Here is a 14555-nt window from a genome sequence, read left to right on the forward strand (position 1 = left end):
ATTCGTTCACCGCTGGAACACGGCTGTGCCGGGGCGGGGGCTGCAGGCGCCGTAGCCGCCCCGGAGGAAGACCAGCGGCGGCGCTGACCGCTGGACTCCCAGATCGCGGACGGCGCCGGTGACGAACCAGTGGTCGCCCGCGTCCACTTCACCGGCCAGCTCGCAGTCGAACCAGGCGATGGCGTCCCGCAGCGCGGCCGAGCCGGTGGCGGTCTCCCGGTGCGGTATCTCCCAGCGGCCGGGCGCGGCGCTGGTGAAGCTGTGGCACAGCTGCTCCTGGTCGGCGGCGAGCACATTGACGCAGAACCGGCCGGCCGCCCGGATGCGCGGCCAGGTGGTCGATGACTTCGAGGGGAGGAAGCCCACCAGGGTCGGCTGCAGTGACACGGACGTGAAGGTTCCCATGACCATCGCGGGCGGCGGCAGGTGCGGGGCCGGGCGGGGGGCGGTGACCAGGACCAGTCCGGTCGGGTAGTGGCCGGCCACCCGGCGGAACCGCTCGGTGGCCGCCGCCGGCTCACCGGCCTGCGCCGGACTGCCGTGCGCCGGACTGCCGTGCGCCGGACTGCCGTGCGCCGGGCGGGCGTTCTCCATGGAGTGCGACATCTCGGGGAGTTCCTCCGGTCGTACCGGCCGGGGACGTGCCGCGGTGCGACGCGGCGCGCCCCCGTGCGGGCATAGTACGAGGACCCTCAGGTGACGGTGACCGGGGCGGGCTGTCCCGCGTAGGCCACGCCGGGGAACTCACGGGCCAGGTCGGCGACATCGGCGGCAACCCGGCCGGTGTCGTCGCCGCGCAGCAGCAGCCGGGCCAGCAGCTCGGCGACCGCGGCCATGTCGGCCTCCTTCATGCCCCAGCGGGTCAGCTCCTGGGAGCCGAGGCGCAGCCCCGAACGGCCGCTGCTGGGCAGGCCCACCGTGGTGGTGCGGATGTCGGCGCGGGTGAGCGCACGGCCCCACTCGTGCGGAGAGCACTCCTCGGGAGGATGCACCCAGACCTGGTGGGTATCGGTGTAGCCGAAGTCCTCGCCGGGCAGGTCGAAGCCGCGCCGGGCCAGTTCCTCGCCCAGCCGGCGGGCGTTGGCGATGGTCTGGCGCGCGTAGTCCACCCGGTGCGGCAGCAGCTCTTCGAGGGTGATCGCCAGACTGCCGACGGTCGCCGAGTGCGAGCTCGACGCGGTGAACGGGATGCGTGCCGCCACCTTCTCCGCGACGGTGTCGCTGTTGGTGACGAACAGGCCCTTCTGCGGGCCGGGCAGTGTCTTGTGCGTACTGCCGGAGATGCTGTCGAAACCGCCGTCGAGTACGAGGGTCTGCGGCGCGGCGGGCAGCAGGCCGAGCAGGTGCGAGGCGTCCAGGCAGATGAGGGCGTCGGGTGCGGCGGCGCGCAGCGCCCGGGCGTCCGGGAGGTGCAGGGTCGTGGAGGCGTCCAGGTAGATGACGTCGACGGGCTGTTCGGCTATGCGCGCGGCGAGTGCGCTGTGGTCGATCTGCAGGCGCTTGCGGTCGTAGGGGATGTAGTCGGCCCGGTAGCCGAAGCTCTCGCAGATGGTGACCGTGGCGTAGTGCCCGCCGTCCTCGGGCGCCAGCACCATGACTCGGCCGCTGCGCGGGGTCACGGCGGTGAGCACGGTGTGCATGGTGTGCAGTCCGGAGAGGAACTGCACGAAGGCGTGCCGTGCGCCGTAGAACTCCTTGGTGAGGTCCACGCAGTAGTCGTAGACGTCGCTGAGGCCCGCGACGTCGCCGTAGACGGCCACCGGCGTCTCCGAGTACGGGTAGCGGTTGACCGCGTCGGTGGCGAGCGCGGCGGCGGCCCTGGGCGAGAGCCGGTTCTCGATCGGGAAGAGGTTGAGGCTGGGCCTCTGCTGAAGAGCGGCCAGGACGTCCATCAGTGCTCCTGTGCTGGGGGAAAGGGGTGGCGGGGTCGGGACGGGCGCGGCGTCAGAGCCACGGATAGCGGGCGACGTCCTTGCCCGCGTAGTCGGGGTCCAGATAGATGAAGGCGCGCTGGATGAGGAGGTCACGCACCTCGAAGACCCCGCACCAGCGGCCCGCCCCCCACTCGGGCACGCCCACCCGCCAGGGCCCGTCCCGGTGTTCACCGTGTGTGGTTCCCTCGACCGCGAGCAGGTCGGTTCCGGTGACGATCCAGTTGAAGGCCGCGAAATGGTGCTCGACCGACTTGACCGCGCTGCCGAGATCGCCGAACGTCCGGCTTATTTCGGCTTTTCCGTGCGCCAGTCCCCACTTGGGGAAGAAGAATTGGGCGTCATCGGCGAAGTAGTCGAGAATGGGGGTCCCGTCGTGGCCGGTCCCGCCATTGTCGAATGCCTTGAGATACGCGGTGACGACAGCTTTCCGCTGCTCGTCCGTCATAGGGGTTACTGCCGCGGGCATGAACGACCTCCAGAACTGCCGGAATTCCCGGAAAGCGCGCCGCATCGAGGAAGGGGGGTGTCCGAGCGGCCGTGATCCACGATCGCAGGGCGCGCTTGGCGCTGCCTTGACGTCGTTCTGCCGCCCGGCTTGCAGCGCACTCAGTTGCCGGTCATGGCGAGCATCGCGGGCGCGTAGCGGTCTCCGTGCACCGGGACGTCCGCGGCCCGAGCCACGGCGGCCAGATCGTCCGCTTCCAGCCGTACGGCGCAGGCGGCCAGGTTCTCCGTCAGATGGGCCGGATCACTGGTTCCGGGGATGGGCACGACGTCGGCCCCCCGGTGGTGCAGCCAGGCCAGGCCGAGCTGGGCCAGGGTGAGGCCGAGCCGGTCGGCGACGGGGCGCAGCCGCCGCAGCAGCAGCTGGTTGTGCGCCAGGCCGGCGGCGCTGAACCGGGGCTGGCCGCGGCGGAAGTCGTCGGTGGCGAGGTCGTCGGTGGTGCGGATCCCGCCGGTCAGGAAGCCGCGGCCCAGCGGGGCGTACGCCACGATCCCGACCCCCAGGGACCGGCAGGCGGGGGCCACTTCGGCCTCGATGTCCCGGCTCCACAGGCTCCATTCGCTCTGCACCGCGGTCACCGGGTGCTCCGCGTCCGCCCGGCGCAGCGTGGCCGCCGAGGGCTCGCAGAGCCCGAAGTGGCGGACCTTGCCCGCCTGGATCAGCTCGGCCACCGCGCCAGCGGTCTCCTCGACGGGCACCGCGGGGTCGATCCAGTGCTGGTAGTACAGGTCGATGTGGTCCACGCCCAGGCGGCGCAGTGACCGTTCACAGGCGGCGCGCACATAGGCGGGTTCGCCGCACAGGCCGTCGAAGGTGCCGTCGGGGGCGCGCACCATGCCGAACTTGCTGGCGATCACGACGCCGTCGCGCCGCCCGGCCAGGGCGCGGCCGAGCAGTTCCTCGCCCGCCCCCTGGCCCTGGACGTCGGCGGTGTCCACCAGCGTGACGCCCGCGTCCAGGGCGGCGCGGATGGTGGCGATCGCCCGGCCGGGGTCCGGGTGGCCGTAGAAGCTCGTGGTCGGCAGGCAGCCGAACCCCTGGGCGCTGACCCGTAGGCCGCGCAGGTCGCGCAGGGGCGGAGCGTAGGACGAGGGCATGACGGAACCTCCGGTGTACGGGTGAGCCGGGATCGGGACATATGGCTGAATCCATACGGCCTTTAATACGGGGGAGTGGTGAATTCCCCGGTCGGCAGGGCGAATTGGCTGTGCTGTATGGACGGCAGCACGGTATCCGTTCTCACCGGGGCTCACAACGCCCGCCGAGTCCGGTCGTTTGACGCTTCGCTGGAATACCGGCCGGTGTTCCCCGGGGCGTACCGGATTTGCTGCAAGCGCGGCGTCCATACGCGTGCAAGGCACGGTCTTCACAGTGGGAACTGCGTGCCGAGCGGGCCGATTCCACGGTACGCAGCGGCTCAGGTCGAAATCCCCCGCCCGATACCGAGCAGCATCCGTAAGCTACGAGGAGTTTCCATGTCGCGCGTGTCCACCACCCCGAGCAACAACCCGACAACCGCACACGCGCTGCTCCAGCGCCTGCGTGACCACGGAGTCGAGACCGTCTTCGGCGTGGTCGGCCGGGAGGCCGCATCCATCCTCTTCGACGAGGTGGAGGGCATCGACTTCGTCCTGACCCGCCACGAGTTCACGGCCGGTGTCGCCGCCGACGTGCTGGCCCGGATCAGCGGCCGGCCGCAGGCGTGCTGGGCGACGCTGGGCCCCGGCATGACGAATCTGTCCACCGGTGTCGCCACATCGGTGCTTGACCGCTCGCCGGTCATCGCGCTGGCCGCTCAGTCCGAGTCGCACGACATCTTCCCCAACGACACCCACCAGTGCCTGGACGCGGTCGGTGTGATGCGTCCGCTGACCAAGTACGCGGTGGAGCTGCAGCGTCCCGACGACATCACCGACCTCGTGGACTCGGCGGTCGCCGCGGCCATGACCGAGCCGGTCGGCCCCAGCTTCATCTCGCTCCCGGTCGACCTGCTCGGCAGCGACATCGACACCACACGGGTCGCCCCGCCGGCCCACACGCCCGGCAAGCCCGTCGGCGCGGTCCAGGACGGCTGGCAGGACGCGGCCGAGAAGGCCGCCGAACTGCTCTCGGGCGCCGAACACCCCGTACTGGTGGTCGGTGCGGCCGCGATCAGGTCGGGTGCCGTACCGGCCATCAGGGCCCTGGCCGAGCGGCTGAACATCCCCGTCATCACCACGTACATCGCCAAGGGCGTGCTGCCGCAGGGCCACCGGCTCAACTACGGCGCGGTCACCGGCTACATGGACGGCATCCTCTCCTTCCCGGCGCTGGAGGCCCTCTTCGGCCCCGCCGACGCGATCCTCACCCTCGGCTACGACTACGCCGAGGACCTGCGGCCCTCGATGTGGGAGCGCGGCGGCCCGAAGAAGACCGTCCGGGTGTCTCCCACGGTCAACCCCGTCCCGCGGGTGTACCGGCCCGACGTGGACGTGGTCGCGGACGTACTGGCCTTCGTCGAGTACGTGGAGGGCAGGACGGCCGGGCTCGCGCCGAAGACCGCGCACGACATCACCCCGCTGCGTGAGCGGGTCGCCGAGTTCCTCGCCGACCCCGAGCACTACACGGACGGCATGCGGGTCCACCAGGTGATCGACTGCATGAACACGGTGATGGGGGAGTCCGCCGAGTCGGGGGAGGGCACCATCGTGTCCGACATCGGCTTCTTCCGGCACTACGGGGTGCTCTTCGCCCGCGCCGACCAGCCGTTCGGCTTCCTGACCTCGGCCGGCTGCTCCAGCTTCGGCTACGGCATACCCGCGGCGATGGGCGCGCAGATGGCCCGGCCGGGACAGCCCACCTTCCTCATCGCGGGCGATGGCGGCTTCCACTCCAACAGCGCCGACCTGGAGACCATCGCACGGCTCAACCTGCCCATCGTCACGGTGGTCGTCAACAACGACACCAACGGGCTGATCGAGCTGTACCAGAACCTCGGCCACCAGCGCTCCCACGACCCCGCGGTGAAGTTCACCGGCGTCGACTTCACCAAGCTGGCCCAGGCCAACGGCGTGGACGCGGTGCGGGCCGGCACCCGCGACGAGCTGCTCGCCGCGCTGCGCAAGGGCGCCGCTCTCGGCCGGCCGTTCCTCATCGAGGTGCCGGTGAACTACGACTTCACGTCCGGCGGCTTCGGCGCCCTGAGCATCTGAGATGACACTGCCTGCCGCCATCGGCTTTCTGACCGCCGTCCACCGCGGTGCGGGTCAGGTCCCGCAGGGGACCTTCGCATCGCTGGGGCTCCGCGCCGATTCGCGAGACGTACTGGACGGCCACACCCTCTACACCAGTCTTCTGCACACCGGGGCTCCGGAGGGAGCCACGGCGCGGGGGCGGGGTTCGGCGCTGGTGTTCGCCGGGGAGCTCTACAACCAGGGCGAACTCCGGTCGGTGCTGCCCCGCGGCACCGACCCGGCCGATGACGCCGGGCTCGTCCTCGCGCTCTTCGACCACTACGACCTGCACGCGTTCCGGCTCCTCAACGGACGCTTCGCGGCGCTGGTGCACACCGCGGGCCGGGTCGTGCTCGCCACCGACCACGCGGGCTCGGTGCCGCTCTATCTGACCGCGGCGCCGGGACGGGTGCTGGCCGCCACCGAGGCCAAGGCCCTGCGCGGCGCCCCCGAGGGCCGGCCGCTGGCCGCGGCCCGGCCGGTCCGCCGGCTCCCCGGGGTGCACCAGGTCCCGGCCGGAACAGTCGTCGAGGTCGCGCTCGGCACCGGCGGCTGCACCGCCCACCGGACCTGGACGCCGCAGCTGTCCCGCCGGATCCTGCCGGAGAAGGAGGCCGTGGAAGCGGTACGCCGGAGTCTGGAGCGCGCGGTCCGCGCTCGTACGGGCCCGGAGACTCCGCTGGTGGTCCTCTCGGGCGGCATCGACTCCTCCAGTGTGGCCGCGCTGGCCGCCCACGGAAGGGGCGGCCCCATCGACACCGTGTCGATGGGCACCGACGACGCCGACGAGTTCCCCGAGGCCCGCGTCGTCGCCGACCACATCGGCAGCACGCACAGCGAGATCACCATCACCACCGCGGAACTGCTGCGCAGACTGCCGCACGCCGTCCGGGCCGCGGAGTCCCTCGACCCGGACATCATCGAGTACCTGCTCCCGCTCACCGCTCTCTACTTGCGGATGGACGGTGCGGGCCGGCGCATCCTGACCGGATACGGGGCCGACATCCCGCTGGGCGGTATGCACCGCGAGGACCGGCTGCCGGCCCTGGACACCGCCCTGTCCCACGACATGGCGACCTTCGACGGCCTCAACGAGATGTCTCCCGTGCTCTCCGGCGTCGGCGGCCACTGGTCCACTCACCCCTACTGGGACCGCGAGGTTCTCGACCTCCTGGTCTCCCTGGAGGCGGGGCTCAAGCGCCGCTACGGGCAGGACAAGTGGGTGCTGCGCGCCGCGATGGGCGACCTGCTGCCCGCGCAGACCGTGCTGCGCCCCAAGCTCGGCGTGCACGAGGGTTCCGGCACCACCTCGTCGTTCAGCCGGCTGCTCACCGGGGCGGGTGTCGGCGATGCCGGTGTGCACCACGCCAAGCGAATGGTCGTACAGGAACTGTTCGACGAGGTGGTGGTGGCCGGGCGGCACCCGGACGAGGTGGACACCGCGCGGACCGTGCAGCTGGTCGCCGACCGGCTGGCGCGCACCTCACCGGCGATCGCATGACGGCCGGCCACCCCGCGCCGGTCATCCCCCGCCCGGTCATCCCGTGCTCCGTCTTCCCGTGCCCCGTCATTCCGTCGACACCGAAGGAGTCATGACGGCGTGGAACGCATCGACACCAACGTCTCCCCCCGCTACGCACAGCTCCCCACGTTCATGCGCCTGCCGCACGACCCGGACCCCAAGGGCCTGGACGTCGTGGTCATCGGCGCCCCGTACGACGGCGGCACCAGCTACCGGCCTGGCGCGCGGTTCGGCCCCCGGGCCATCCGTAACGAGTCAGGACTCATCCACGGCGTGGGCATCGACCGCGGGCCGGGCACCTTCGATCTGATCCGGTGCGCCGACGCGGGGGACATCGATCTCACCCCGTTCAACATGCACATCGCGATGGACACCGCCCAGCAGCGGCTGACCGAACTGCTCGCCGACAACGCCGCGTTCCTCATGCTCGGCGGTGACCACTCGCTGACGCTCGCCGCGCTGCGGGCCGCATCCGCCAAGCACGGGCCGCTGGCCGTGCTCCATCTGGACGCGCACAGCGACACCAACCCCGCCTTCTACGGCGGCGAATACCACCACGGCACGCCGTTCCGCCACGCCATCGACGAGAAGCTGGTGGATCCGCAGCGGATGGTGCAGATCGGGATCCGGGGGCACAACCCGCGGCCCGACTCGCTCGACTACGCCCGCGGGCACGGCGTACGCATCGTCACCTCCGACGAGTTCGCCTCGCTCGGCGTCGAGGCCACCGCACGCCTGGCCAGGGACATCGCCGGCGATGCCCCGCTCTATGTGTCGGTGGACGTCGATGTCGTGGACCCGGCGTTCGCCCCCGGGACCGGCACACCGGCCCCCGGCGGCCCGTCGTCCCGTGAGGTGCTGGCCCTGCTGCGCGGGGTGGGTGACCTGCGGCCGGTCGGATTCGACGTCATGGAGGTCTCGCCGCTCTACGACCACGGCGGCATCACCTCGATCCTCGCCACCGAAATCGGCGCGGAGCTCCTCTACCAGTACGCCCGCGCCCACACTCACGAAGGGAAATCCCAGTGACAGTCGTCGACTGCACCGCATTCGCCGGGGACCTGCGCGCCCTCGCCGCGTCGCTGCCGCGGGTCCCCCGCGCCGACCTGTACGCCTTCCTGGAATCCGCGAAGGCCGCGGCCGCCGGCCTGCCCGCCGGCCTGGTGGCCGAGCTGGACTCGTTCAACGCCCATGGGAACCAGGACGGTTACCTGCTGCTGCGGGGCCTGCCCGTGGAGGAGGACGAGGCGCTGCCGACGACCCCGAACAGCACCCCGGCACCGGTGGACCGTCCACTGCTGGTCATGGAGGCCATGCTCGGCGCCGTCGGCCGCCGTCTCGGCCTGCACACGGGGTACCAGGAGCTGCGCGCCGGCAGCGTCTACCACGACGTCTACCCCTCCCCGAACGCCCACTACCTGTCGTCCGAGACCTCCGAGGTGCTGCTGGAGTTCCACACGGAGATGACGTACCACACCCTCCAGCCGAACTACGTGATGCTGGGCTGCTCCCGGGCGGACCACGAGCGTACGGCGGCCACCCTGGTCGCCTCGGTCCGCAAGGCGCTGCCGCTGCTCACCGCCGAGCAGCGCGCCCGGCTCTACGACCGCAGGATGCCGTGCTCCGTGGACGTGGCCTTCCGTGGCGGCGTACCGGATCCAGGTGCGATCGCGCAGGTCAAGCCGTTGTACGGCGACCCGGATGACCCCTACCTCGGGTACGACAGGGAGCTGCTCGAACCGGCCGGGCCCGAGGACACGAAGGCGGTCGACGCGCTGTCGAAGGCGCTCGACGAGGTCACCGAGGCGGTCCATCTCACGCCGGGAGATGTGCTGATCGTCGACAACTTCCGTACGACACACGCCCGTACGCCGTTCACCCCCCGCTGGGACGGCCGGGACCGCTGGCTGCACCGGGTCTACATCCGTACCGACCGCAACGGGCAGCTCTCCGGCGGGGAGCGGGCGGGTGACGTGGTGAGCTTCACCCCGCGCAGCTGAACCGCGGGCACGGTCCGGGGAGCCGGTCGGCGGGGGCTCGTACGCGCCCCCGCCGACCGGCTCCCCGTGTGTGTGCGCGGAGTGTCAGCGCCCGACCACTCGCATGTGTATGCATGGCATGGTATAGATAATCATGGACTGTCCCCTATCTGCTCCGGGAGACGAGTGAGCATGACAGAGAACGAGGCACCGCTGGGATTCGCGGTGCACACCGCGCCGGTCGGTCTCCTGGACGACGGGCGTGACGACTTCACCGTCCTGATGTCCACCGTGCCGAGCACGGTGAGCGCGGTCTTCACCCGGTCCCGTTTCGCGGGCCCCAGCGTCGTGATCAGCCGCGCCGCCTGCGCGGACCACAACGCCCGTGGCGTGGTGGTGCTGGCCCGCAACGCGAACGTCGCCACCGGGGACGAGGGGGAGTGCAATGCCCGCGAGGTACGCGCGCTGACCGCCCGCGCCACGGGGGTGCCCGAGGACGAACTCCTCATCGCCTCCACCGGGGTGATCGGCCGTCAGTATCCGATGCCCGCCATCCGCGACCATCTGAAGACCCTGACCGCCGCACTCCCGGATGGCGGCTTCGAGCGGGCCGCCCGCGCCATCATGACCACCGACACCCGGCCCAAGCTGGTCCGCCGGCGTATCGGCGAGGCGACTCTGGTCGGCATCGCCAAGGGCGTCGGGATGATGGAACCCGACATGGCCACCCTGCTCACCTTCTTCGCCACCGACGCCCGGCTGGACCCCGGGGAGCAGGACCGCATCTTCCGCCGGGTGATGGACCGCACCTTCAACGCCGTCAGCATCGACACCGACACCTCCACCAGCGACACGGCGGCGCTCTTCGCCAACGGCCTGGCGGGCGACGTGAGCCCGGACGCCTTCGAAGAGGCCCTGTACGGCGTGGCGTTGGACCTGGTGAAGGACATCGCCAGTGACGGCGAGGGCGCCGGCAAGCTGATCGAGGTCCAGGTGACCGGGGCCAGGGACGACGCCCAGGCCAAGCGCGTGGGCAAGGCCGTGGTCAACTCCCCGCTGGTCAAGACCGCGGTGCACGGCGGCGACCCCAACTGGGGCCGGGTCGCCATGGCGATCGGCAAATGCTCCGACGACACCGACATCGAGCAGGACCGCGTGGTCATCCGTTTCGGTGACGTGGCGGTCTATCCGCCCGGCCTGCCGGGCACACGCGACGAGGACGAGGTACGGGACGCCGTGGCCGCCGAGATGGGTGGCACCGAGGTCATCATCGGCATCGAACTGGGCATCGCCGACGGCGCGTTCACGGTGTACGGCTGCGACCTGACCGAGGGCTACGTACGGCTGAACGCCGACTATTCGACCTGATCGTGCGCTTGAGACGTACGCGGCCCCAAGCGAATCGGACGGTGCACCAGGCACCGTCCGATTCCCTTGGGGCCGCGTACGTCAACCGGCCGTCACCCGGCCGGTACCGCGTCCGCCGCCGGCTGACGTGCCAGCAGCCTGCGCAGTGCTCCGCCGACGAACTCCCGGTCGGCGGGGTTCGCGCCGGCCCCGGCCAGATGCCCCCACACCCCGGGGATCACCTCAAGGGCCGTGTGCGGCATGAGGCCGGCGGCCCGCTCCTCGTCCGCGACCGCGAAGCACTGGTCGAGGGCGGCGGGAAGCAGCACGGCCTCGGCCGTGACCGACGACAGGGCCGCATCGGCGCTGCCGTCGTGGCCGGGGGTCGCCCCCACGTCCGCGTGTTCCCAGGTGCGGACCATGGCCAGGAGATCCGTCGCGGCCGGCCCTGCCAGGAAGAACTGCTCCCAGAACCCGGCGAGATAGCCCTCCCGGTCCGTGAAGCCCATGTCCCGGTAGGACCGCCCGGCCCAGAAGGGGTGGGAGGCCGCCCAGCCCGCGAAGACCCGGCCCGCGGCCCGCTGTCCCCGCTCGGCGCCGCCGTCGGCGGCCAGCGCGGCGGCCAGACCGGTCAGGAAGACCCGGTTGTGCTCGCTGGTCACCGCGGAGCCGCAGACCGGGGCGATGCGGCGCACCATCCCGGGATGGGAGACCGCCCACTGGTAGGAGTGGGCCGCGCCCATCGACCACCCGGTGACCAGGGCCAGTTCCCGTACGCCCAGGTGCTCGGTCAGCAGCCGGTGCTGTGCGGCGACGTTGTCCTGCGGGGTGATCAGCGGGAAGTCCGCCCCCGACGGGTGGTTGCTGGGAGAGCTGGAGACACCGTTGCCGAACAGGCCCGCCGTGATCACGCAGTACCGGGAGGTGTCCAGCGGCAGGCCCTCGCCGATCAGCCAGTCGTAGCCGGTGTGGTCACCGCCGAAGAAGGACGGGCACAGCACGGCGTTCCTGCCGTCCGGGTCGAGGCTGCCCTGCACGGCGTACCCGATCCGGGCGCCGGTGAGGGTCCCGCCGCCGAGCAGGGGGAGTGCGTCGATCTCGAATACCTGGTGGTCCACCGTCACCACTCCTGTTCACAGCCAGTTGGGTGCGATCTCGGTGGCCCACAGCTCCAGGCTGCGCATCTGCACCTCGTGCGGGATCAGACCGGAGTACTGGCACTGGAGCAGGTACTCGGGGTCGTGCTTCTCCACCAGTTTCTCGATCTTGCGGTTGATGTCGTCCGGGGTGCCGACCCATTCGAGACCCCGCTCGACCAGCGTTCCGTAGTCCGAGCCGATCGGCCCCGTCTCACCGACGTTGCGCAGTGCCTCGGTGAAGCCCATGGGGCCGAACCAGTTCTCGAAGATGAAGCCGCCGCCGCGGGCCGCCCAGTGGTGCGCCTCGTCGGCATCCCGTGACACCAGGACGTCCTTCATCACGCCCACCCGCTCGCCGCGGCGCAGTGTGCCGTGCCCCGCCGCCTCGGCCTCCTCCTGGTAGAGGTCCATCAGGCGTTGGACGATCCGGTCGTCGGTGTTCATCAGGATGGGCACCACGCCCTCCCGGGCGCAGAAGCGGAAGGTGTCCTCGCTGAAGCTGAACGGCTGGAAGACCGGCGGGTGGGGGCGCTGGTACGGCTTGGGCGCGATGCCGACTTCCTGGACGATGCCGTTCTCGTCGACGCCCCGGCCGTACCGGCGGACCGCGTCGTAGGGGAATTCCAGGTCCTTGACGGGGATCGTCCACTGGTCGCCCGAGTGCGAGAAGGTCTCGGTGGTCCACGCCTTCTTGAGGATCTCCCAGTGCTCCTCGAAGAGCGCGCGGTTGCGCCGGTCCTTGTCGCCGGCGTCGGAGAGCGTTCCGCCCACGCCGTACACCTGGCCGAAGATCTCGGCCCACCGCTTCTGGAAGCCCCGCGCGATCCCGACGAACGTACGGCCGCGGGTCATGTGGTCGAGCATCGCCAGATCCTCGGCGAGCCGTACGGGATTGTGGAAGGGCAGCACGTTGGCCATCTGGCCGACCCGGATGTGCTTGGTCTGCATGGCCAGGTACAGCCCCAGCATGATGGGGTTGTTGGAGACCTCGAACCCCTCGACGTGGAAGTGGTGCTCGGTGAAGGACAGGCCCCAGTAGCCGAGTTCATCGGCGGCCTGGGCCTGCCGGGTGAGCTGCCAGAGCATGTTCTGGTAGTTCTGCGGGTTGACGCCGGACATGCCGCGCAGGATCTGATCGTGGCTGCCAACTGTGGGCAGGTAGAAGAGGATTGACTTCACCATGGTCCTTTCGGGTCGCGGCGCCGGGACAACAAGCGCAGGACAGCAAGCGCGGGACAGGAAGGCGGGACAGGAAGGCGGGGGAGGAGGCTCGACTGTCGCACCGCGCTCTTGGCGTCCGTTTGACGCGGCGCCTGCCGGGCGGCGGGGCGGGGCCCGTGCCCGGCGTACGGCGGCCCTTGCGGGCGCAGCGGAACGTCCAGCGTCCGGCAAGCGGCTGCGGTGAGGGTGGACAGGAGCCCCAGCCGTGACGAAGGAGTCCACCGTGACCTCTGTAACCTCCGCCGTGCCCGAAGCGCTCGCCGCAGGGCTCGTTGCCGCGGACCGTGCCACGCTCATCCACCCCACACTTCCCGCGCACCGCACCGACCGGACGATGCTGGTGTCCGGCTCGGGCAGCCGGGTGCGCGACGCCGCCGGCCGGGAGTACCTGGACGCTTCGGCCGTGCTCGGGGTGTGCCAGGTCGGTCACGGCCGCGAGGAACTCGCACAGGCCGCGGCCGAGCAGATGACCCGGCTGGAGTACTTCCACACCTGGGGGCCCCTCAGCAACGACCGTGCGGTCGAACTGGCCACGCGGATCACCGGGTTGGCCCCGGACGGGCTGAACCGGGTCTACTACACCAGCGGCGGGGCCGAGGGGAACGAGATCGCGCTGCGCATGGCGCGCCTCTACCACCACAGGCGTGGCGAGAGCGGGCGGACCTGGGTGCTGTCCCGGCGGATGGCCTACCACGGCATCGGCTACGGCAGCGGCGGCGTCTCGGGCTTCCCGGTCTACCACGAGGGATTCGGGCCCTCACTCCCGGACGTCGAATTCCTGACCCCGCCGCACCCCTACCGCCAGGAGCTGTTCGACGGCGCCGACGTGACCGATTTCTGCCTGGCCGAACTGCGCGGGACCATCGAGCGGATCGGCCCGGAGCGGATCGCCGCGATGATCGGTGAGCCGGTCATGGGCGGCGGCGGCGCGGTCGTACCGCCGGCCGACTACTGGCCGCGCGTGGCCGAACTGCTGCGCTCCTACGGCATCCTGCTGATCTCCGACGAAGTGGTCACGGCGTACGGGCGTACCGGGCACTGGTTCGCCGCCGAGCACTTCGGTGTGACCCCCGACATCATGGTCACGGCCAAGGGGATCACCTCCGGGTACCTCCCGCACGGCGCTGTCCTCACGACCGACGAGGTCGCGGCCACCGTGACCGGCGACCTCGGCTTCCCGGTCGGCTACACCTACTCCGGCCACCCCACGGCCTGCGCGGTGGGGCTGGCGAACATCGACATCATCGAGCGTGAGGGGCTGCTCGGCAACGCCACGGCGGTCGGTGATTATCTGGGCCGGCGGCTGGCCGGACTGACCGACCTGCCGGTCGTGGGCGAGGTCCGGCGGCTCGGCCTGCTGATGGCCGTGGAGCTGACAGCGGACCGGGCGACCCGCAGGCCGCTGCCGCACGGTACGTCGGAGGTGGCGGACGCCCTTCGCGTACAGGCGGGCATCATCCTGCGTACCAACCCCTACGCCCTGGTCATCAACCCGCCGTTGATCTTCACCCGTGAGGACGCCGACGAACTGGCCGACGGTCTGCGATCGGTCCTGAGCAGGACGGATGCCGAGGGCCACGTGCGCTGAGACCGCCGCTGAGCCCCGCACATCAAAGGGATTGCAAGCCGACGTCAAGATCACCCGGGTAATCTGCGGCAGGACCGTACCGGCCGGCGCCGCGCACCCCCGACCCGC

Annotated in this window: 12 protein-coding genes; 6 read left to right on the forward strand and 6 right to left on the reverse strand. The window is 70.9% G+C overall.

The window, feature by feature from the left end; all coding sequences use genetic code 11:
- Positions 1 to 6: 6 nt before the first annotated feature.
- The 4 genes from OG510_RS20580 to OG510_RS20595 form a co-directional block, all read right to left on the reverse strand.
- Positions 7 to 606 carry a flavin reductase family protein gene (locus OG510_RS20580; protein ID WP_406138600.1) on the reverse strand — a complete coding sequence of 200 codons (600 nt, stop codon included), beginning with the start codon at positions 604 to 606 and terminating at the stop codon, positions 7 to 9.
- A gap of 86 nt (positions 607 to 692) precedes the next feature.
- The gene (locus OG510_RS20585; RefSeq protein WP_406138601.1) at positions 693 to 1892 is read right to left on the reverse strand and encodes a serine hydroxymethyltransferase; all 1200 of its coding nucleotides are present in this window, start codon (positions 1890 to 1892) and stop codon (positions 693 to 695) included.
- Between the two features lie 52 nt (positions 1893 to 1944).
- The gene (locus OG510_RS20590) at positions 1945 to 2400 is read right to left on the reverse strand and encodes a nuclear transport factor 2 family protein (protein ID WP_406138603.1); all 456 of its coding nucleotides are present in this window, start codon (positions 2398 to 2400) and stop codon (positions 1945 to 1947) included.
- 140 nt (positions 2401 to 2540) lie between these two features.
- A complete protein-coding gene (locus OG510_RS20595; protein WP_406138604.1) occupies positions 2541 to 3536 on the reverse strand; it encodes an aldo/keto reductase in 996 nt (331 codons plus the stop codon).
- Positions 3537 to 3914: 378 nt separating this feature from the next.
- On the opposite strand from OG510_RS20595, the gene OG510_RS20600 reads away from it, so the two are divergent.
- The 5 genes from OG510_RS20600 (at position 3915) to argJ (ending at position 10520) form a co-directional block, all read left to right on the forward strand.
- Entirely contained in the window at positions 3915 to 5630 is a 1716-nt protein-coding gene (locus OG510_RS20600; RefSeq protein ID WP_406138606.1) for a thiamine pyrophosphate-binding protein, read from the forward strand.
- Between the two features lies 1 nt (position 5631).
- On the forward strand, positions 5632 to 7152 hold the full coding sequence (locus OG510_RS20605; RefSeq protein ID WP_406138607.1) for an asparagine synthase-related protein: 1521 nt from the start codon (positions 5632 to 5634) through the stop codon (positions 7150 to 7152).
- A 99-nt stretch (positions 7153 to 7251) separates the two neighbouring features.
- Positions 7252 to 8202, forward strand: a complete 951-nt coding sequence (gene speB, locus OG510_RS20610; RefSeq protein ID WP_406138609.1) for an agmatinase — start codon at positions 7252 to 7254, stop codon at positions 8200 to 8202.
- Positions 8199 to 9173 (forward strand): clavaminate synthase Cs1, encoded by a 975-nt coding sequence (gene cs1, locus OG510_RS20615; protein WP_406138610.1) that lies wholly within the window; start codon positions 8199 to 8201, stop codon positions 9171 to 9173. Before speB ends, cs1 begins: the two co-directional genes overlap by 4 nt.
- 171 nt (positions 9174 to 9344) lie before the next feature.
- Positions 9345 to 10520 (forward strand): bifunctional glutamate N-acetyltransferase/amino-acid acetyltransferase ArgJ, encoded by a 1176-nt coding sequence (gene argJ / locus OG510_RS20620; protein WP_406138612.1) that lies wholly within the window; start codon positions 9345 to 9347, stop codon positions 10518 to 10520.
- 92 nt (positions 10521 to 10612) lie between these two features.
- Here the strand turns inward: argJ and OG510_RS20625 are convergent, their stop codons facing one another.
- Both OG510_RS20625 and OG510_RS20630 read right to left on the reverse strand, forming a co-directional pair.
- A complete protein-coding gene (locus tag OG510_RS20625) occupies positions 10613 to 11617 on the reverse strand; it encodes an alpha/beta fold hydrolase (RefSeq protein ID WP_406138614.1) in 1005 nt (334 codons plus the stop codon).
- A 15-nt stretch (positions 11618 to 11632) separates the two neighbouring features.
- Positions 11633 to 12820: an LLM class flavin-dependent oxidoreductase gene (locus OG510_RS20630; RefSeq protein ID WP_406138615.1), complete on the reverse strand. Its 1188-nt coding sequence runs from the start codon at positions 12818 to 12820 to the stop codon at positions 11633 to 11635.
- Positions 12821 to 13082: 262 nt separating this feature from the next.
- Here OG510_RS20630 and OG510_RS20635 point away from each other — a divergent pair, with 262 nt between their 5' ends.
- A complete protein-coding gene (locus OG510_RS20635; protein ID WP_406138616.1) occupies positions 13083 to 14447 on the forward strand; it encodes an aspartate aminotransferase family protein in 1365 nt (454 codons plus the stop codon).
- Positions 14448 to 14555 lie beyond the last annotated feature (108 nt).

Source organism: Streptomyces sp. NBC_01089 (assembly GCF_045162975.1).
Lineage (GTDB): Bacteria > Actinomycetota > Actinomycetes > Streptomycetales > Streptomycetaceae > Streptomyces.